This is a genomic window from Cupriavidus sp. USMAHM13, from assembly GCF_001854285.1.
Classification (GTDB): Bacteria; Pseudomonadota; Gammaproteobacteria; order Burkholderiales; family Burkholderiaceae; genus Cupriavidus; species Cupriavidus malaysiensis.
Map to the genome: position 1 here is coordinate 2,437,496 of NZ_CP017752.1, position 18,165 is coordinate 2,455,660.

16 protein-coding genes are annotated in these 18,165 nt (G+C 68.2%); 7 read left to right on the forward strand and 9 right to left on the reverse strand.

Annotated features, from left to right (window positions below):
* Positions 1–92: 92 nt before the first annotated feature.
* Complete coding sequence (locus BKK81_RS29010) at positions 93–890, forward strand: CPBP family glutamic-type intramembrane protease (RefSeq protein WP_071020095.1); 798 nt, start codon at positions 93–95, stop codon at positions 888–890.
* Between the two features lie 215 nt (positions 891–1,105).
* On the opposite strand, the gene BKK81_RS29015 is transcribed toward BKK81_RS29010, so the two are convergent.
* Positions 1,106–1,690 carry a DUF2975 domain-containing protein gene (locus tag BKK81_RS29015; RefSeq protein WP_071020098.1) on the reverse strand — a complete coding sequence of 195 codons (585 nt, stop codon included), beginning with the start codon at positions 1,688–1,690 and terminating at the stop codon, positions 1,106–1,108.
* A 125-nt stretch (positions 1,691–1,815) separates the two neighbouring features.
* Here BKK81_RS29015 and BKK81_RS34720 point away from each other — a divergent pair, with 125 nt between their 5' ends.
* Complete coding sequence (locus BKK81_RS34720; protein ID WP_231908126.1) at positions 1,816–2,376, forward strand: porin family protein; 561 nt, start codon at positions 1,816–1,818, stop codon at positions 2,374–2,376.
* A gap of 262 nt (positions 2,377–2,638) precedes the next feature.
* On the opposite strand, the gene fabZ is transcribed toward BKK81_RS34720, so the two are convergent.
* Positions 2,639–3,133, reverse strand: a complete 495-nt coding sequence (fabZ, locus tag BKK81_RS29020) for a 3-hydroxyacyl-ACP dehydratase FabZ (protein ID WP_071020100.1) — start codon at positions 3,131–3,133, stop codon at positions 2,639–2,641.
* Positions 3,134–3,692: 559 nt separating this feature from the next.
* Between fabZ and BKK81_RS29025 the strand changes: the two genes are divergently transcribed.
* Both BKK81_RS29025 and BKK81_RS29030 read left to right on the forward strand, forming a co-directional pair.
* Positions 3,693–4,322, forward strand: coding sequence for an HAD hydrolase-like protein (locus BKK81_RS29025; RefSeq protein ID WP_071020103.1), 630 nt, complete (start codon positions 3,693–3,695; stop codon positions 4,320–4,322).
* 312 nt (positions 4,323–4,634) lie between these two features.
* Positions 4,635–5,846 (forward strand): alpha/beta fold hydrolase, encoded by a 1,212-nt coding sequence (locus BKK81_RS29030; protein WP_157903354.1) that lies wholly within the window; start codon positions 4,635–4,637, stop codon positions 5,844–5,846.
* Positions 5,847–6,241: 395 nt separating this feature from the next.
* On the opposite strand, the gene BKK81_RS29035 is transcribed toward BKK81_RS29030, so the two are convergent.
* The 4 genes from BKK81_RS29035 to BKK81_RS29050 all read right to left on the reverse strand — a co-directional run bounded on the left by BKK81_RS29035 (position 6,242) and on the right by BKK81_RS29050 (position 11,687).
* Positions 6,242–7,075: an ABC transporter permease gene (locus tag BKK81_RS29035; protein ID WP_071020113.1), complete on the reverse strand. Its 834-nt coding sequence runs from the start codon at positions 7,073–7,075 to the stop codon at positions 6,242–6,244.
* On the reverse strand, positions 7,072–8,070 hold the full coding sequence (locus BKK81_RS29040) for an ABC transporter permease (protein WP_071020116.1): 999 nt from the start codon (positions 8,068–8,070) through the stop codon (positions 7,072–7,074). The genes BKK81_RS29035 and BKK81_RS29040 overlap by 4 nt, the downstream gene beginning before the upstream one ends.
* Positions 8,071–8,077: 7 nt before the next feature.
* Positions 8,078–9,802 carry an ABC transporter substrate-binding protein gene (locus tag BKK81_RS29045; protein ID WP_071020119.1) on the reverse strand — a complete coding sequence of 575 codons (1,725 nt, stop codon included), beginning with the start codon at positions 9,800–9,802 and terminating at the stop codon, positions 8,078–8,080.
* 100 nt (positions 9,803–9,902) lie between these two features.
* Positions 9,903–11,687, reverse strand: a complete 1,785-nt coding sequence (locus tag BKK81_RS29050) for an ABC transporter ATP-binding protein (RefSeq protein ID WP_083384521.1) — start codon at positions 11,685–11,687, stop codon at positions 9,903–9,905.
* A 201-nt stretch (positions 11,688–11,888) separates the two neighbouring features.
* Between BKK81_RS29050 and BKK81_RS29055 the strand changes: the two genes are divergently transcribed.
* Positions 11,889–12,497, forward strand: a complete 609-nt coding sequence (locus tag BKK81_RS29055) for a hypothetical protein (protein ID WP_231908127.1) — start codon at positions 11,889–11,891, stop codon at positions 12,495–12,497.
* On the opposite strand, the gene BKK81_RS29060 is transcribed toward BKK81_RS29055, so the two are convergent.
* Positions 12,466–13,626, reverse strand: a complete 1,161-nt coding sequence (locus BKK81_RS29060) for an FUSC family protein (protein WP_071020122.1) — start codon at positions 13,624–13,626, stop codon at positions 12,466–12,468. The two genes, BKK81_RS29055 and BKK81_RS29060, sit on opposite strands and share 32 nt — an antisense overlap.
* Before the next feature lie 84 nt (positions 13,627–13,710).
* Between BKK81_RS29060 and BKK81_RS29065 the strand changes: the two genes are divergently transcribed.
* On the forward strand, positions 13,711–14,148 hold the full coding sequence (locus BKK81_RS29065; protein WP_071020125.1) for a MarR family winged helix-turn-helix transcriptional regulator: 438 nt from the start codon (positions 13,711–13,713) through the stop codon (positions 14,146–14,148).
* Between the two features lie 18 nt (positions 14,149–14,166).
* On the opposite strand, the gene BKK81_RS29070 is transcribed toward BKK81_RS29065, so the two are convergent.
* Positions 14,167–15,405: an MFS transporter gene (locus BKK81_RS29070; protein WP_083384522.1), complete on the reverse strand. Its 1,239-nt coding sequence runs from the start codon at positions 15,403–15,405 to the stop codon at positions 14,167–14,169.
* Positions 15,406–15,505: 100 nt separating this feature from the next.
* Here BKK81_RS29070 and BKK81_RS29075 point away from each other — a divergent pair, with 100 nt between their 5' ends.
* A complete protein-coding gene (locus BKK81_RS29075; RefSeq protein WP_071020131.1) occupies positions 15,506–16,429 on the forward strand; it encodes a LysR family transcriptional regulator in 924 nt (307 codons plus the stop codon).
* Positions 16,430–16,507: 78 nt separating this feature from the next.
* Here BKK81_RS29075 and BKK81_RS29080 read toward each other — a convergent pair whose 3' ends face one another.
* Entirely contained in the window at positions 16,508–17,833 is a 1,326-nt protein-coding gene (locus BKK81_RS29080) for a S1 family peptidase (RefSeq protein WP_071020133.1), read from the reverse strand.
* Positions 17,834–18,165: the final 332 nt, after the last annotated feature.

The window sequence follows — 18,165 nt, forward strand, 5'->3', positions numbered from 1 at the left end:
TGAAGGATGTTTCCAGGGCGCACACGCTTCTGAGCTTCGTGGGTAGAAGCTCGGAGCCTCCCTCCGTGCTTGTCCACCTGTTTGCAGATCCTATGTTCAAGACGATCAACAAGAAGATCTTCGCCATCCTGCTGCTGGCAGGATTGTCGGGCGTGATAGCCGGCATGCCCTATATGGCCGATATGGCCGATATGCTGGCGGTGGCCGGGACCGCCCCGATTGCCAAGTCCGCTGTACCGTTGCCGTGGCTGGTAGCAGTGGTCCTGGTGCAGAACGGGTTCTTGCTTGCGGTCGTTATTCTCGTGGGGATGCGCTTGTCCAGCAAGGTGGGACTGCGAATGCCGCTTCTCCAGGCCTGGACGGAAGGCAGGGGGACACCGTCGCCGGTGGGCTTGCGGGCAGGACTGCTGGCCGGGGCAATCCTGGGAGCCGTGTTAGTTGCGGTCGATGCACTGTGTTTCTTCCCTCATCTTCCCGCGCCAATGCAGTCGCTGTTCAGGGTGCCGTTGTGGAAACGCTTACTGGCGGGCGTCTTGTATGGCGGGCTGACCGAGGAACTCCTGATGCGTTTGTTCCTGCTGCCGCTCCTGGTCTGGTTTGCGGGGCGATGGTGGAAACAGGCCGATGGCATGCCGGCTCCCGGGGCATTCCGGACAGCAATTGGCCTTGTGGCGCTGCTTTTCGCACTGGCTCACCTGCCGGCAACGGCCGCCGTGGTTCCTCTGACACCGATGTTGGTGTTGCGAGCACTGGTGCTGAATGGGCTTGCAGGCGTCGTGTTCGGCTTCTTGTATTGGCGGCGCGGCCTGGAGGCGGCCATGCTGGGCCATATGGCAGCGCATGGAGTACTCCAGATTCCCGGCTCCTGGCTGCTGAATCACATGTCCTGAGCAGGGCATGCCATTCGCACAGGAAGCCCCCTGGGCACGCCGATAGCGCCCCAACCCGGCGACCGGCTCATCGGTGGCCGGGGCCGGGCGCCTGCACTTCCATGGCCCGGCGACTTGGAGCGCGGCTCAGGCCTTGAATGCCTGTCCGGCCTGGAGGCGCCGTCGAGCAAGGGTGCCTTTCGCATGACGCAGTGGACCAGCACTGCCATCGTCCTTCAGACAAAGCCCTTGTTCTCCTCCGCAACCTGTGCAGCGATAACCAACGCCCACGCAATTGCCAGCAGCAGGCCGCCAAGCAGGCACACGAAATAGTCCCCCAGCGTGAGTATGAAAATCCAGTAGGGCTTGCCTGGTTCACCAATCAGCAATAGGCCCACCAGAAGTTTAACCAGCGGACTGGACAGTCCCAGAGATATCGAAGCCATCGCCAGGCGGCGTAGGCATTTGGCGACTTCAACCGTCAGGACCTCGCCACGCCCGAAGGTCACGAACATCTGTCGAGCCTGATACAGCGCGCAGCTGAGCAGCCCCAAGCTGATACTGGTGGCAAGAAAGCCCTCGACCCGGTGCCACAGGGAAACGTGCACGGCAAAGGCAGAACTTGCCGGGATGTGCTGGCGCACCACCTTTTCCAGGGTCGCGTCGGGCAACCCAAACCAGATCCACACCATGGACGCAAGCGCGATCACCGCGCCGCTGGTGGTCAGACACCGCATCCTGTCAGACAACTTGCGGATGCGCCGCATGGCTGTGCTCTCCGGATGCGAGGCTGCATAAGAACTCAAGATGCTGATCTCCATAAAAAGGTTGCGGACGTCACTTTGCGTATTGTATAACAACAAAACTTTATTGTATTACAGATATTTTTTATCGCAAATCTATACTTATGTCGTATCGATCACTTTTTGGCGGGGTAACGTTCATCATGGCAGTACTTGGCGCCGGAGCGCCAAGCGCACAGGCACGCCAGTCCCCTCCTGCCGAGGAGTTCTTTTACCTCGGCGCGGACCTCGGGTATGCGCGTATCGGAGTCAGCCCATCCAGTCCGGGATGGACGGACGCTTCATCGAATCACGTCGCCGTCGGACTGCGGGGCGGCTATCAGTTCTCGCGCTACCTATCAGTCGAAAGCACAGTCACCACCCTGGGTTCCGTTGAAGCGAGAACTGATGGTCAAAAGGACCGTTTCGCCATCGGCGGGATGACGGCGAGCGTCGTCGGGCATCTGCCAATTACCGACCGCTTCTCCTTGCTGGCCCTCGTTGGGCTAGGATTGGAGCACGGGCAGCGCACAGGAGACATCGATTCGAGCAGCCGCTCCGTGGCGGTGATCACATTCGGAGCCGGAGCGGCTTATGCCATCTCATCGAATTGGCGCATACGCGCGCAATACACGAACTACGACAAGTTGAAATGGAAAGGAGGCAACGGCGCCGAGGTCAAGAGTCAAGCATTCGTCTTGGGCGTTGATTATCTGTTCCGTTGACTAAGAACTCATTCAAGATGAAGTCCCGCCGCGCCAATGGAGGCAATGCCGCGGCGCGAACTTTGGAATGACCGGCTCATTGGTGGATTGCATTGACATCATGCACGGCGGGCCGGCACTCAACGTTGCTGCCCGCGCTTGAGGAAAGCTCCGTGCATGTCGGCGCGATGCACGAAGCGGGAGAGCAGACCAATGTCGTTACGCTTCGCACCAGTCAGGTTGACCGCGAAGGGGAGGGCGCAGGCGTCGGTGGCACGTGAGGCTAGGCACCGGATTGCGCGCGACCGGTCGGGTTCGGTGCTGTTCCCGGCCCGCCCCATCTGCTTGAAATGGTTGCCTCGACGGCGATGGCGCCGTCCACTGTGGCCGTACCCTTGAACCGCATGGCTCCGTCCCGATCCTGCTCGAGCTCGACGTGAAGCAGCAGTTGGTCCCCTGGGTAGACCGATCGCCTGAAGCGCACCCTTTCGATCTCGATCGACCGATGCAGCTTACTCTCGACGTCAGCGTCCCCTTCGACAGCGACCAGGATCGCGGCGGTCTGCAGCAATGCCTCGATGCACAGCACGCCAGGCATCACGGGGCTTGCCGGATAGTGGCCAACGAAATAGGGCTCGTTGACCGTCACATTCTTGAGCGCGGTCACCGCCGCACGCGGCTCCAAGGCAAGCACGCGATCGATCAACAAGCAGGGATAGCGGTGTGGCAACAGTCTCAAGACCTGTTGGATATCGAAACGGATCGGATTCTCGTTCATTGGCCTCTTGGAAGCGTAACAGTGGGCTCGCGTCGCCAGTCTTCCTTGCTGCTGCGCGATGGAAAGAAGCGGTCCGGAGAAGAGAGCCACGAAGGCCCAACCAAGCGAACTGGCTTCATAAGGAATCGGCTTGACGTGACGAATCAGAGTAGGCCGCGCATCTCCAAGCCTGAAAAAACAGTGGGAGCGTCGATGCGGCCGATGCAGCATTGACAGAGCCTAATGGATTGTCCATGTTGAAATTGTGCGTATTTGTGTCGATGTTTGCGGATCTTGCGGATCCAAGGAAGGGATCGAGGCGTTGGACGCTTACCGGCTCAGCGCCCCCATAGGTTTTCTCTCTCTGTGAAGCGCTTTCCCCGAAGTCCCGTCCAGTGGAGCCTTCTCATGCTCGCCTGGCTGGGCCAAGCAATGCGAAAATGCCCACCGATCACGCATGGATTCGTAAGGGAGTGGCTGCCGGCATGGGCGCCATGGCCTCGAAGCGACCGTGATGATTACAAAGCGCTGACACGTTTGATGCGTTCTACATTTGCCTCGCAGCGCTGCTGCACTCTTCATGACCTACAAACTCATCGCGTTTGATTTCGACGGCACGTTGGCCGATTCGATGGCGTGCTTTCTGCAAGCCGTTGAAGTCGCTTCGCGCAAACACGGGTTTCGCCCGCTCGAGGGCGAGTTGCTCGAGCAGGCGCGCGGCAGCTCCGCGCAACACATCATGCGGCTGCTTGGCGTGCCGCTGTGGAAGGCGCCGGCCATTACCATCGATGTCAGGAAGCTGATGCGCGAGCGCATCGCGCAGGTTTCGCTATTCCCGAACGTGGCCGAGACGCTGGATACGCTGGCACGGCGTGGCATCAGGCTTGCCGTTGCCACGTCGAACGGCGAGGACGTCGTGCGCGCGATCCTCGGTCCCGCCGTCAGCGGCCGGATCGCCGATTTCAGCTGCGGCATCTCGATGTTCGGCAAGGCGCGCAAGCTTCGGGCGTTGGTCTCTTCCGCTGGTGTGCGTCCGGACGAAGCCTTGTACGTTGGCGACGAAATCCGCGATGCGGAGGCCGCCAGCGCCGCCGGCATGGCGTTCCGCGGGGTAGCCTGGGGCTACACGGCCGCGGCGGCGTTACAGACGCACTGCGCGACGCCACTCCTTGTCCGCCCGCAGGACCTGCTGGATTTTTCCCGCGCCTGACCATCAGGCCGCGTGCACGCCGTGATGGCACGGTAGCACTACGCCACGGGACATCGGCGATGCCTCCCTGGGCCGCCTGGATTTCAGGCCTGCTCCGCCAATGCCATCCGGTCCGGCGAGCGCGCAGAGCATCGCATCGATGCTTGGACCATCGCTCTGTCTCGAATCTGCGCATCTTTGTGCGAATCCATCAGCGCCACGGCAACGAGGTGCCGAGACATCCCTCGACAGCGCCAGCGCACAGGGATCCGCACAGTTCGCCACAACTCCGCACACATGCGGCACGCGCTTCTCCCTAGACTTGGCGCTCCCATGACCAAAGCCATCTTGTTGGCGGCGCGCGCGCATGCATGTGCGCGTCACGATCCCCGCCTTCTTGCTCAGCGCTTACAGGATGGCCCATTGCCAGCCTTGGTCCCGGCCTTGACCCCAATGATTGGAGCGCACGATCCGATGGATTTCCCCTCTTCGAGCCACGACCGCCGTCGCCTGATGCAGGCGCTAGCCTGCTGGCCCATCACGCTTATGCTGCCAGCCTTGAGCGCCTGCGGCGGCGGCGACGCAGACCGCGGCGCAACGCCGCAAGCCACCGTTCAGGACCGGCGCGTGCCACTTCGGACCGGTGTGGCCCTTCATGTGCGCGACTGGAATCCCGGCAATGCAGAACGGGTCGTCGTCCTGCTGGCGGGACAGGGGGAGACCGCCCAGCTCTTCAATGGACTGGCCGCCGCACTGGCCGATCGCGCGCGCGTCCTCGCAGTCAGCCGGCGCGGCTTTGGCCAATCGGACAAGCCGCTGCCAAGCCGCGGCTGGCGTTACGATACCGCCGCACTGGTCGACGATCTCGACGGCCTTCTGGCTGCCCTGCATGTCGGCAGCGTGGTGCTATGCGGCCACTCCATTGCCGGAAACGAACTGACCCTGTTTGCCGGCCGATATCCGCAGCGTGTACGCGGGCTCGTCTACATGGACACCACCTACGACTACTCACTCGCCAAGCGGGATCCGTCCCGGGTGCCGCGCAACCCGGCCTTGCTGAGCCCGGACCCGCAGGCGGCCGACGGCGCATCGTTTGCCGCCGCCGTCGCCTTTGCCAAGCGCATCCACAAAACCTGGTCGCCTGCAATCGAGGCGAACTTGCGCGATGCCTGCGAAGTGCTGCCCAACGGTAGCGTGCGCCCCGCCACTCCTTCCGAGGTATCCATCGTGACGCTCACGGAGGCGATGCGGTTTTCACCGGATTACAGTGCGGTCCGTGCTCCTGCGCTTATCCTGCAGGCGGACCCCCGCGGGCTGCGGGACCTCTTCCCCTGGCTTACGGAGCCTGTCGATGCACAGACCCGGGAAGACGCGCAGATGCGCTTGCGCGAGTCACGCCAGGATCGCGAGCGCAATTTCGAAGCGTTGTCCGCAGCCCTGCCGGATAGCCGTCGCATCGTCATTGCCAACAGCAACCACGGGGAGTTCTTTATCGAGCACCAGGCGGAGGTGGTCGAGGCGATCGAATCCATGCCATGGTATTAGCCCATTGCGTCAAGGAAAACGCACCCAAGCTGCGGTGCATCCGGTCTCCGGGTCTCCGGGTCTCCGGGTCTCCGGGTCTCCGGGTCTCCGGGTCTCCGGGTCTCCGGGTCTCAGGGTCTCAGGGTCTCAGGGTCTCAGGGTCATAGGCTAGGCGCAAAGCACGGCTATGGCACGGCGATGGCGAGCATCTGCAACGCGCATACGGCCCGCAGGTGCTGTCGATCGGGGGGATTTCGAATGACGCAGCGGACCAGGGCCCATATTCGATGCCGCGCGCCGGTGTAGCCACTATCGCCGCCAGAGTCGTCGGCGCGGCGCATTCGATCCTCGCGTCACACCTGCGGGCGGCGCTGCACTGGCGCGCTTGACGCTTGAGCGCTTAAGCGCTTGAGCCCTTAGGACTCACGCACGGTACGCCTCAGCTTGGGATTGAGCGCGGCATGCAGGCCGTCGCTCAGCAGGTTCAGCGCCAGCACGGTGACCACCACGGCAAGGCCGGGAAGCGCCGTCATGTACCAGCCGGTGCGCAGGGCGTCGCGGCCGAGGCCGATCATCGACCCCCAGCTCACCACATTGGGATCGCCCAGTCCGAGAAAGGACAGGCCCGCCTCGGAAAGGATGGCGTTGGCCACCAGCAAGCCGGTCGAGACGATCACCGGCGTCCAGGCATTGGGCAGGATCTCGCGGAAGATCAGGTGCATGTCGCTGGCCCCGACGGCGATGCTGGCCTTGACGAATTCGCGCTCGCGCAGGGAGATGAACTCTGCTCGCACCAGCCGCGCCACGCTGGGCCACGCGGTGACGCTGAGCGCGAACACGATGGTACCCAGCGTGGGCTTGAGGACAGCCACCAGGATGATGGCGAGCAGGAACGAGGGGATGGTCTGGAAGAACTCGGTGACGCGGCCCAGCACCGCATCGACGCGGCCGCGATAGAAACCGGAGGCGGCCCCGACGGCGATGCCGAGCACCAGCGCCGCCAGGGCCGAGCCGACGCCCACCAGCAATGAGACGCGCGCGCCGTGCACCAGTCCGGCCAGCAGATCGCGCCCCATCAGATCGGTGCCCAGCGGCGTGCGGGCATCGCCGCCGGGCCAGACATAGGGTGCCCCGACCATGTCGAGCGGGTCGCCGGGGAACAAGGTGCCGGCCAGCACGGCCGCGAGCGCCACCACGCTCAGGATGGCGCCCCCGATCAGCAGGGCGGGTTGCCGGTACCAGCGCTTCATGCGGCCGTCTCCTCGGGATGCGCGGTGCCCTGGCGCCGCACGCGCGGGTCGAGCAAGGTCTGCACCAGGTCGACCAGCAGGTTGGCCAGCACCACCAGGGCGCCGCTGCACAGCAGCACCGCCAGCAGCACCGGCAGGTCGCGGCTCTTGATGGCCTCGAAGGAAAGCTGCCCCAGTCCCGGCCAGGCAAACACCGTCTCCACCACGATCGAACCGCCAAGCAGCGCGCTGCTCTGCACGCCCAGCATCGTGAACACCGGCAACAGCGCATGGCGCAGCGCATGGCCGAACAGCACGCGCGCCTCGCGCGCACCCTTGGCACGGGCGGTGCGGATGAAGTCCTCGGCGAGCGTCTCCACCATGGCGGCGCGGGTCAGCCGCATGTAGACCGCAACGTAGTAGATCGACAGCGTCAGCGCCGGCAGCGCCAGGTGCGCGGCGTAGTCCAGCAGCAAGCGCAGGCCGTGGTAGCCGGCATTGACCTCGCGCACGCCTGCGATCGGCAGCCATTCGAGCCGTACGCCGAACAGCACGATCAGCATCAGTGCGGTCCAGAACAACGGCGCCGAGTAGCCCGCCGTGGCCAGCGCCGACAGCGCGGTGTCCACCAGGCCGTGCGGCCGGCGCGCCGCGGCGACGCCGAGCAGCACGCCCGCCACGGTCGAGCACAGCAGCGCCGTGCCGACCAGCGCCACGGTGGGCCCGAGACGTGCCAGCACCAGGTGCAGGACCGGCTCGCCGAAGCGGAAGGAGTAGCCGAAGTCACCGTGCGTAAGCTGGCCGAGATAGGCCAGCAGCTGGGCCGGCGTGCTGCGGTCGAGGCCGTACAGGCTGCGCAGCTGCGCCACGTACTCGGCCGGCACGCTGCCGCTCTCGCTGGCGATGGTATCGACCAGGTCGCCCGGCAATGCCTTGAGCAGCAGGAAATTCAGCACCGCGGTGGCCAGCACGACGCCGGCGAGCTGCAGCAAGCGGGCCAGGATGCGTCGGTTCATGCCCGGCTCACTTTGTCGCCAGCCAGACGCGCGCGAAGTTGTTCTGGCTGTGGTCGAAGGTGTCGGTCACGTTGCGCAGGCGCTTATCCCAGACACCGAACCAGCGGAACTCGAACAGGTTGAGCAGGGCCAGGTCGCGCTGGGCGACGCCCTGGAACTGCCGGTACAGCTCGACACGCCGGGCCGGATCGCGCTCGACCTGGGCGGCCTCGAGCAGCCGGTCGGCCTCGGCGCTGGCGTAGCCGGAGGCGTTCTGCCACGGCGTCCCCTTGGCTTCGGCCTTGGACCAGTAGTGCTGCTCGACACCGATCTGCGGGTCCTGCCAGTTGATGCCCCAGGAACTGACCAGCTGGAAGTTGTAGTCGGAGAAGACGTTCTTGGTCCAGGCCGCCAGGTCCTGCCCGCGCAGGGTGACGTCGATGCCGATCGCACGCAGCGATTGCCGCACGAATTCGCCGGTGCGGCGGTAGTCGTCGCCGAAGGGAATGTAGTCGTGGTTGAGCTTGAAACGCCAGCCATCGGGCTTGCGCGGGAAGCCCGCCTCATCGAGCAGTGCCTCGGCCTTCTTCTTGTCGTACGGATATTGCTGCGTGTCCTTGGTGTAGAAGGTCTTCAGCAACGACGACACCGGGCCGGTGGCCGGTGCCGCGTAGCCGCCCCAGACCGTCCTGGTCAGGGCATCGCGGTCGATCGCGTGCAACAGCGCCTGCCGCACCTTCAGGTTGCCCAGGATGGGGTCGCGCAGGTTGGGGATCAGCCAGAGCCAGCCGGCGAAGCCGTTATAGCCCCCGGTGCTGACGACCAGCTTGGGCGAGCGCGCGAGCCGGTCGGCATCGGCGAAGGTGACCGGGTTGCGCTCGCCGTACTGGACGGCACCGGTCTCCAGCGCGGCGGCGCGGCCTGCCACGTCGGGAATGATCTTGAAGGTGATCCGGTCGAGGTAGGGCAGGCCGGGTGCCCAGTACTTGTCGAAGCGCTCCAGCGCGATATGCTGGCCGCGCACCCATTCACGGAAGACGAAGGGGCCGGTGCCGACCGGCTTGTTGTTGTAGGGATTGTTGGGCACGTCGGTGCCGGCGTACAAGTGCTTGGGCAGCACTGGCGCGGCGACCACGTCGAGCGCGTTGAGGATCACCGGCGTCGGCTTGGCGAGCGTCAGCACCACGGTGTGGCTGTCGGGCGCCTCGACCTTGCGCAGGTGCTGGAACACGCGCCGCGCGGTGGGGGCGTACTTGGGCCAGATCTCCTCGGCGGAGTACTTCACGTCGGCCGCGGTGAAGGGCTTGCCGTCATGCCACGACACGTTCCTGCGCAGGCGGAGGCGCACACTCAGACCGTCGGGCGACACCTCCACGCTTTCCGCCAGCTGCGGGCGCGGCTTGAGGTCCGGGCCGTAGTCGAGCAGGCCGTCGAAGATCTTGCTCACCACCGTGCGGCCAGGCGTGGCGGTGTTGATGAAGAAAGCCAGCGTGGGCGGCTCAGGATGCACCACGGCGTCGAGCGCACCGCCGCGTTGCGCACCTTGCTCGGTATCGGGCAAGGCCTTGTCCAGCGCCAGCGCATCCGGCAGCCACAGCGGCAGCAGGCCTCCGGCCAGCAGGGCGCCGGTGGCGCCGAGCACGCCGCGGCGGCGCAGGTTGGCCGGCGCGCCGGGAGCGGCCGGATCCGCCTGGGAGGCGAGGGTGATGCTGGAACTGGCGGACGCGGCCGCGGGCGTATCGTGATCGGTCATGACGGAGACAGGAAAGGCTGACGAAAGAAGGGCGAACGGTGGAACGGCGGCACGAGGGCACGGCGGCCGGACACGGACATGGGTACGGGCAGAGACGACCTCAGCAAGTAGCGAGCGCATCCGCCAGGGCTTGGCGCGGGGCAGGCTGCGGCATCGCCAGGCCCTCCCCGCGCGGCCCGCGGCGACCCGGCACGGCGTCGAGCAGGGCGCGCGTGTACGGATGGTGCGGGGCCGACCAGAGCGCCTGCGGCGAACCGCTCTCGACGATGCGCCCGGCCTGCATCACCGCCACGCGGTCGGCGATGTAGCGCACCACGGCAAGATCGTGCGAGATGAACAGATAGGTCAAGCCGTATTCGGCCTTGAGGTCGACCAGCAGGTTCAGGATCTGGGCCTGGATCGAGACGTCGAGCGCGGAGACGGGCTCGTCGCAGATGACCAGGTCGGGACGCAGCACCAAGGCACGTGCGATGGCGATGCGCTGGCGCTGCCCGCCGGAGAATTCATGCGGATAGCGGCGCTGCGCCCCGCGCGGCAGGCCGACGTCGTCGAGTATGGCGGCGATGCGGGCCACGCGTTCGGCGCGGGCGCGCAAGCCGTGGATGGCCAGCGCGTGGCCGAGGATGTCCTCCACGCGGTGACGCGGATTGAGCGAACCGTAGGGGTCCTGGAAGACCAGTTGCACGCGCTTGCGCCACGGCAGCAGTTCGCGCGGCGGCAATGCCAGCAGGTCGCGCCCTTCCAGTTCGATGCGGCCCGCCTCGGCCGGCACCAACCGCATCAGCGCGCGCGACAGCGTCGACTTGCCGCAACCGGATTCGCCCACCAGCCCCAGCGTCTCGCCGCGCGCCAGGCTCAGGCCGAGGCCGTCCACCGCGGTGTGCCGGCCGGCACCGCCGGCATAGCTGACGCGCAGGTCCTGCACCACCAGCCAGGGCACGGCGGGGTCCGGCGCGTCGGGGCGGCGCGTGAGCGTCTGCGGCGCGGGTTGCGGGGATTGCGCCAGGTGGAAGCTGCCGTCGGCGCTGGCACGGATCTCGGCCAGGCGGTCGCGCGTGTAGTGCAGCGCGCGGCCGCCGTGCAGCGAGGCGGCGAGCAGGCCACGCGTGTAGGCGTGCGCGGGCGCGGCGAAGATCCGCCCGGTGCGGCCTTCCTCCAGCTTGTTGCCGCCATGCATGACTGCGACACGGTCTGCCACCTGGGAGACCACGCCCAGGTCATGCGTGATCAGCAGTACCGCCATGCCGAGTTCGTGCCGGAGCTGGTCGATCAGCGCGAGAATCTCCGCCTGGGTGGTGACATCCAGCGCGGTGGTCGGCTCGTCGGCAATCAGCAGGCGCGGCCGGCAGGCAATCGCCATGGCGATCATCACGCGCTGGCGCTGCCCGCCGGAGAGTTCGTGCGGATAGGCGCCGACACGGCGTGCCGCTTGCGGCAAGCGCACGCGCTCGAGCAGTGCCTCCGCCTCGCGGCGCGCTGCCTCGCGCGCCTGTGGACGATGCAGCAGGATGGCCTCCATCACTTGCCGGCCGATGGGCTGCAGCGGGTTGAGCGAACTCATCGGCTCCTGGAAGATCATCGACACCAGGCTGCCACGCGTGCCGCTCATGGCCGCTTCCGGCAGCGCCAGCAAATCGCGCCCGTCGAGCAGGATGCTGCCGCCGACGCTCGCCGCGGCGGGCAGCAGGCGCATCACCGCCAATGCCGTGGTCGACTTGCCGCAGCCCGACTCGCCGACCAGCGCCAGCATCTCGCCGCTGTCGATGCGCAGGTCGAGCGCACGCACGGCGTCCCGGCCGGGGAAACGCACCGTGAGCGCACGGATGTCGAGCAGGGGCGGGGCCGCGGCGGCCGCAGGAGAGGGGGGCGGGGCGGGACTGGGCATGCGCGCATTGCAGCATGGCACTTGCCGGCTGCCCACGAATATTTGCTCAGATGCTTAGTACCTGCGCTGGCACCGTGCGCGATCGGGCCGTCCCGCCATGTGCCTTGCCGCACATGTCTGGCCTTCGCGCGGCCCTGCCTGCACACCACCCGAGGCGGCGAGCGGCTATGCTTGGCGCGTGCGCCACTCCCCGCTGCCGCCATGCCGAAGGACATCCCGCACCTGCCGCCGCCATCGCCAGCCTGGCCGGGGCGGTGCCGCCCGGGCCTCGCCCTGCTGGCGGCTGCCGCCATTCCGCTCGCCGCGTGCGCCCCCCGCTACCACGTCGCGGCCGGCGCACCCGCCGCCAAGGTCCGCCTGCTGACCAGCACCGACGACAATACGACCTTCACCGTGCTCGACCCGGCGCGCTGCCCGGAGACGCCCCATGTGGTCATCCTGGCCGGCACCGGGCAGCAGCTTGCGGCGCTGGGGCCGCCGCAGAAGCTAGACATCGGCGGCGACTCCCCGGAGCCGCCGGCGCACACACGCGAGCGCTGGCTGGCGGCAGGCAAACGGCTCTATATCGCCGCCGTCTCGGCGTCCAGCCAGGACGGTACGAAATACCGTTGCGCGGCCGGGGTGTCGTTCGTGCCGCTGGCCGGCGCCGAATACCAGCTGCGCTACTGGCGCGAAGCGGACGCCAAGGCCTGCTCCATCCTGGTGACACGGCTGGGCACGCCGGCCCGGTCGGACGCGCCGGCCGAGGCGGACCCGACCCAGCGCGCCTTCCGCGCGCTCAAGCCGGCGTATCTCTGCGATTCGTTGTAGTCGCAGTTGTGCCCGCAGTTGTGCCCCCAGTTGTAGCCGCGCTTGTAGCCCTGGCGCTGCCGGCGAGCAGGCGCACAGCGGCAAGGTCGACCAGCAGCACCAGCCCGGCGCCGGCAAGCGTCGCGGCGACGCGGTCCCACAGCAGCCCGCTGCCCAGCGGCGCATGCGCCTCCAGGATCAGCAGGATCAGCGGCGTCATCACCGCCGAGTAAGCGAGGTAGTTGCCGGCACGCAGCACCGGACGCGCGGACGCCAGCGCGCCGGCGCCCAGCGCCAGCAGCCACAAGGCGGGATGATGGCCGACGATCAGCGAGGCCAGGCCCACGCCCAGCACGGTGCCTAGCACGCGTTGCGTCGACCTGGCCGAGATCGGCTCGGGCTGGCGTTGCGTCAGCAGCGCGACGGTCATGGCGCTCCAGGTGAAATGATGGGCCGGCCAGGTCCATTGCAGCGCGGTGGCCGCGGCCAGGGCCAGGCTCAGTCGCACGGCATATTGCCAGCCCGCTGCCTGCCGCAGCGACTGGCGCCAGCGCCGCCAGCGCTGGGCCGCGGTCACCGCTGTCGCTTGTGCCGCGGCGGCCGGTCCTGCCCTTGCGCCGACAGGGGCGGTGGCGGAACGCAGGCGCCCGGCCAGGGCCGCCAGCAGCATCCCCAGCAGCGCGGTCCACAGCGCGCCGGCGGCGATCGGCAGCAATACCGCTGCGTGCACGCGGGCACCGCCGCCCAGGCCCATCGAGATCAGCAGGAACAGCAGATAGCGAGTCGCCGCCACCGCCAGCTCGCGGCTGTAGCTGCTCGCCAGCGCCACGCTGCCGACGACAGCCACCGTCAGCACGCCGCTGAGCTGGCCGTGGCCGGCGAGCAAGACCGCGCTGGCGGCCGCCAGCAGGACCGGAACGAAGGCCGCGCGGAAGGCCTGCCAGCGCTCCCCCAGCGTCGCGCCGCGCACGGTAGCGCTGACGGCCATGCTGCCGAGCCCGGCCGCCATGCCGGCGGGCAGGGCGCCGGCCAGTCCCCCGAGCAGGATCGGCAGGCCCATGCCGAGGCCGGCCGCGAGCGCCTCGGCGCGGCTGGCGCGGCCTTCGGCCGACCAGCGCAGGACCTGCGCAAAATGTGTCTTCGTTCCCACTTTGTCTCCCGTGTCCGAGCCGCATGCTCTTGCCGGGCAAGGTATTCGCGGATATTACTACGCAATGCGTAGTATATTTCGGGAATGCAGAACGATCCGGTGGAATCCATCATGCGCGCCGTGCTGGCACTGGGGCGCCGCCTGCGCGCGGAACGCCCGCAAGGCGGCCCGGCACTGTCGGCACTGGGTGCTCTCAGCACCCTCAATCGCGAGGGACCGATGAGCGCGGTGCGGCTGGCCGAGCGGGAGCGGCTGCGGCCGCAGTCGCTGACGCGCATCCTCGCCGAGCTGGAGCAGTCGGGCTGGATCACGCGCACGCGCAGCGAGGCGGACCGGCGCGAAACGCGGCTCGCCGTCACGCCACACGGCCGCGCGGTGCTGGCCGAGGACATGGCGGCGCGCGGCCGCTGGCTCGCCGCCACGCTGGAGCAGACGCTGGACCCCGCGGAACGCGCCACGCTGGCCAGCGCCGCGCGCGCCATGCAGAAACTTGCCGCCTACGAAGGGCGGCAGGATGGCTGAGGCGGTCGACGCCGGACCTCAGCAGGAATTGGCCACCGCGCCGGGCGCCGTACGCGCCGCATGGCTTTCGAGCCGGACGCTGTAGAGCGCCACGGCCAGCGCAGCCAGCGGCAGCAGCGCGGCCACCCAGGGCAGGGAGGCCAGCCCGGGGCCGTGGTCGATGACCTGCCCGCCGAGCCAGGCGCCCAGGCCGTTGCCGAGGTTGAAGGCGGCGATATTGAAGCTGGAGGCCAGGTTCTGCCCCGGACCGCGCGCATGGTGCAGCACGCGCAACTGCAGTGGTGACACCGTGGCGAAGGCCGCCACGCCGAGCAGCCCGACGAAGGCCACCATGCCGATACGGCTGGGCACGGCCAGGGTCATCAGCCCCAGCACCACGGCCAGCGCGCCCAGGCTCACCAGCACCGCACGCACCGGGCTGCGGTCGGCAAAGCGGCCGCCGAGCATATTGCCGACGATCATGCCGGCGCCGAACAGCAGCAGGATCGGCGAGACGGCGCCTTCGCCATAGCCGGTCACACGCGTCAGCAGCGGCTGCACATAGGTGATGACGGCGAAGATGCCCATGGATTGCAGCACCGTCATGGCCAGGCCCAGCAACACCTGCGGGCGCGCCATGGTGCGCAGTTCCTCGCGCAGCGGCACCGCGGGCGCGGCATCGCGGCTGCGCGCCACCAGCAGGGCGATCACCAGCAGCGAGACCAGTCCGATCACGCTCATGGCCCAGAAGGTGGCACGCCAGCCGAAATGCAGGCCCAGCCAGGCACCGGCCGGCATGCCCAGCAGCGTGGCCAGGGTCAGGCCGGAAAACATGATCGAGATCGCCGAGGCCTTGCGTGCTTCCGGCACCAGGCTGGTGGCCACCACCGCGCCGACGCCGAAGAAGGTGCCATGGGTGAGCGAGGTCAGCACGCGCGCCACCATCAGCGTGGTGTAGTCGGGCGCCAGGGCGCAGGCGGCATTGCCGATCGTGTAGATCACCATCAGCGAGAGCAGCACGGCCTTGCGCGGCATGCGCCGGGTCAGCAGGGTCAGCACCGGTGCGCCGGCGAACACGCCCAGGGCATAGCCGGAGACCAGCATGCCGGCGGCGGCGATGGAGACCTGGAGATCGGCCGACACCTGCAACAGCAAGCCCATGATGACGAATTCGGCGCAGCCGATGCCGAAGGAGCCGGCGGTCAGCGCATACAGCGCGATGGGCAACCGGCCGGCGGGGGCACCGGAGCCCAGGGCGCGGGGAGAGGCGGAAGACATGATCGGAGCGGTAAGCGAATGGAGTTCGCAGTTTGCCCCTGGTCATCCGACGCGGAAACCGGCATGATCGATAATCACTTTCAAGAAAATATTGATAATCATGGACCGGATCGGCGATATCGGCTTGTTCCTGCGCGTCCTGGACCTGGGCTCGATCAGCGCCGCCGCGCGCAGCCTCGACCTTTCGGCGGCGGTGGCCAGCCAGCGGCTCAAGCGCCTGGAGGCCGACCTCGGCGTGAGGCTGCTGCACCGCACCACGCGGCGCCTGCATCCAACCCCGGAGGGCAGCCTGCTGGCCGAGCAGGGTCGGGCCCTGGTCGACGACCTGGAGGCCCTCGGCAGTTCGCTGCGCGGGGCCGGCACCGGCGTCAGCGGCACGCTGCGCGTCACCACCTCGGCTTCGTTCGGGCGCCTGTACATCTCGCCGCTGCTGCCGGAATTCCTCGCCGCCCATCCCGCGCTGCGCATCCACGTCAACCTGAGCGACCATGTGATGGACCTGGTCAGCAGCGGCTTCGACCTGGCGGTGCGCATCGGTGCGCTGGAGGACTCGAGCCTGGTGGCGCGCAAGCTCGCGCCCAACCGCCGCCTGCTGTGCGCCTCGCCCGACTACCTGCGCCGGCGCGGCCGGCCGCGCGTGCCGCAGGACCTGGCGAAGCACGACTGCCTGCTCCTGACCGGCCACCAGGGCCGGCAGGACGTGTGGCGCTTCCAGGGGGACGGCGGCGCCGAGATCGCGGTGCCGGTCGACGGGCGCATCGAAGCCAATACCGGCGAGTTGCTGGCCGACGCCGCGGTGGCCGGCCTGGGCATCGCCCTGCATTCCGTCTGGCATGTCTGGCGCGAGCTGGAAAGCGGCCAACTGGAGCCGGTGCTGCCGGAATTCCCCCTGCCCGAGACCGGCATCTACGCCGTGATGCCGCAGCGCCGGCTGATGCCGCCGCGCGTACGCGCCTTCATCGACTTCCTGGAGGCCCGCTTTGGCACGCAGCCGCCGTGGGAACGCCGCCACGTTGGCCGCTGAGAGGCGACGTGCGCGGTCCAGGAGGGGTACGGGGCGGGGCAGTGCGATGTCCGGCCGCGCATGCCGGGCGGTCGGCCGTCAGTCAACCCGGTGTTCGACCAGTACCAGGCTCTCGTCCAGGTGGGACCAGCGCGAAGAGTACTGGGCATCGAAGCGCACCACGCGCTTCAGTTCCGGCGCATACCAGGCCACCGCGCTGTAAGGCACCGAACTGGCCGCGCCGCCACCGGTGAAGCCATAGAAGGGACGGGACACGTAGCCCTTGAAGCTGAGACGCAGCACACGGAAGGTGCCGGCCGGCACGGTGAGGGTCGATTCTCCGCCGGCCTCGCCGGTCAGGTCGGTCTGCAGGCCGGTGACGGGCTGCCGGTAGCTGAGCTTCCAGCGCAGGCCAGCGCGCACGTCCTCCGGCACCCATCCGCCCGGCGGCGAGGCCTCGTCGAAATCGCCGCCGGTGGCCGCGGTGATGCGCACCACGCGTCCGTCGCCGCTCTCGACGCGCGCACCCTGGTTGAAGACCACCCGCTCGCCTTCGATGCGGTCCACGCGGTAGGAGACCTCGCGCCGGGCCTTGGTCATCTTGTCGACCAGCTCGTAGCGCCACTGCTCGCCCACGCGCGGCATGCCGTCGGCGGCGGGCGCTGCCGGAGTTGCCTGGGCCGCGGGCGCGGAGGGCGCCGGACGGACCGCCGGCGCCCCGGCGCGGTACTGGGCCAGCGCGGCGGCGCCGCGTTCGCCCACCATGCCGATCCAGGCGGCCGGTACGGCCCGGAGCGGTGCCTGTCCTCCTTGGCCGGCTTGGCCACCTTGCGCGCCTTGCCCCTGTCCGGCCATCACGCCGATCAGCTTGCCGCTGTCGTCGAACAGGCCGCCGCCGATGGCATTCGGCAGCGCCGCGGTCGATTCGATGCGCACCAGCTTGCCATCCGGGCCGGCCTGCAGGCCGGAGACGGTGCCCTCGACCGCCGTCACGCCGCTGGCATCCGCGCTGGCCACGGCCAGCACACGCTGGCCGAAAGCCGGCGCGGCGCTGGTGCTGACGCTGGCGGCGGGGGCCTGGAAGTTGGCCACGCGCAGCAGGCAGAGGTCACGCTCGATGTCCGGCGCCTCCAGGGTGGCACCGTAGCTGACGTTATCGCGCCGCACCGAGATCGCGCGCGCGCCGGCCAGCACCTGGCAGGCCGTGACAAGCTGCCCGGGCCCGATCACCACGGCCGAGCCCGCGGCGAGCGGCACCTCGTTCGCCCCGAGTGCGCGCACGGCGTAAACACTGGCGGAAACCCTGGCGCGCACGGCGGCCAGGTCGGGGCCGGCGGCCTGCGCGACGGCAGGCACGGCCAGCGCCGCCAGGGTGGGCAATGCCAGCAGCGTGGCCAGCGAGGTGGGGCGGAACGGACTTGGCATCGATCGGAGTGCGGGAAAGGAGCGAACGTGCGGCACGGCTGCGGGGAGCGACTGTGGGGAAGGGAAGCGCATCCGACAGGGTGGATGCGAGATGACAGGCCTCAGGGCGATGGCACGGGGGCGCCGCTATGCCGGCGACATGCCGGCGCCTGCGGCGCGGCTGCCGCTGCGCGTGGCGCGCCCTGGCCGGAGCGTGCAGCCGCAACGGCTTCGGCGGCCGCGCTGATGGCGGCCCGGCCCCGGTTTCCCATCCCTTCTCCCTGTCCTGCCGCCCTGCCTCGCGGCGGGGCGGACGATTCTGCTGGTTGGTTTTGGGGACGTATTCTGCCGCC

Coding starts and splice junctions, on each gene's coding strand:
- BKK81_RS29010 (WP_071020095.1), top strand. CDS start 93: ATGTTCAAGACGATCAACAAGAAGATCTTCGCCATCCTGCTGCTGGCA.
- BKK81_RS29015 (WP_071020098.1), bottom strand. CDS start 1,690: ATGGAGATCAGCATCTTGAGTTCTTATGCAGCCTCGCATCCGGAGAGC.
- BKK81_RS34720 (WP_231908126.1), top strand. CDS start 1,816: ATGGCAGTACTTGGCGCCGGAGCGCCAAGCGCACAGGCACGCCAGTCC.
- fabZ (WP_071020100.1), bottom strand. CDS start 3,133: ATGAACGAGAATCCGATCCGTTTCGATATCCAACAGGTCTTGAGACTG.
- BKK81_RS29025 (WP_071020103.1), top strand. CDS start 3,693: ATGACCTACAAACTCATCGCGTTTGATTTCGACGGCACGTTGGCCGAT.
- BKK81_RS29030 (WP_157903354.1), top strand. CDS start 4,635: ATGACCAAAGCCATCTTGTTGGCGGCGCGCGCGCATGCATGTGCGCGT.
- BKK81_RS29035 (WP_071020113.1), bottom strand. CDS start 7,075: ATGAAGCGCTGGTACCGGCAACCCGCCCTGCTGATCGGGGGCGCCATC.
- BKK81_RS29040 (WP_071020116.1), bottom strand. CDS start 8,070: ATGAACCGACGCATCCTGGCCCGCTTGCTGCAGCTCGCCGGCGTCGTG.
- BKK81_RS29045 (WP_071020119.1), bottom strand. CDS start 9,802: ATGACCGATCACGATACGCCCGCGGCCGCGTCCGCCAGTTCCAGCATC.
- BKK81_RS29050 (WP_083384521.1), bottom strand. CDS start 11,687: ATGCCCAGTCCCGCCCCGCCCCCCTCTCCTGCGGCCGCCGCGGCCCCG.
- BKK81_RS29055 (WP_231908127.1), top strand. CDS start 11,889: ATGCCGAAGGACATCCCGCACCTGCCGCCGCCATCGCCAGCCTGGCCG.
- BKK81_RS29065 (WP_071020125.1), top strand. CDS start 13,711: ATGCAGAACGATCCGGTGGAATCCATCATGCGCGCCGTGCTGGCACTG.
- BKK81_RS29070 (WP_083384522.1), bottom strand. CDS start 15,405: ATGTCTTCCGCCTCTCCCCGCGCCCTGGGCTCCGGTGCCCCCGCCGGC.
- BKK81_RS29075 (WP_071020131.1), top strand. CDS start 15,506: ATGGACCGGATCGGCGATATCGGCTTGTTCCTGCGCGTCCTGGACCTG.
- BKK81_RS29080 (WP_071020133.1), bottom strand. CDS start 17,833: ATGCCAAGTCCGTTCCGCCCCACCTCGCTGGCCACGCTGCTGGCATTG.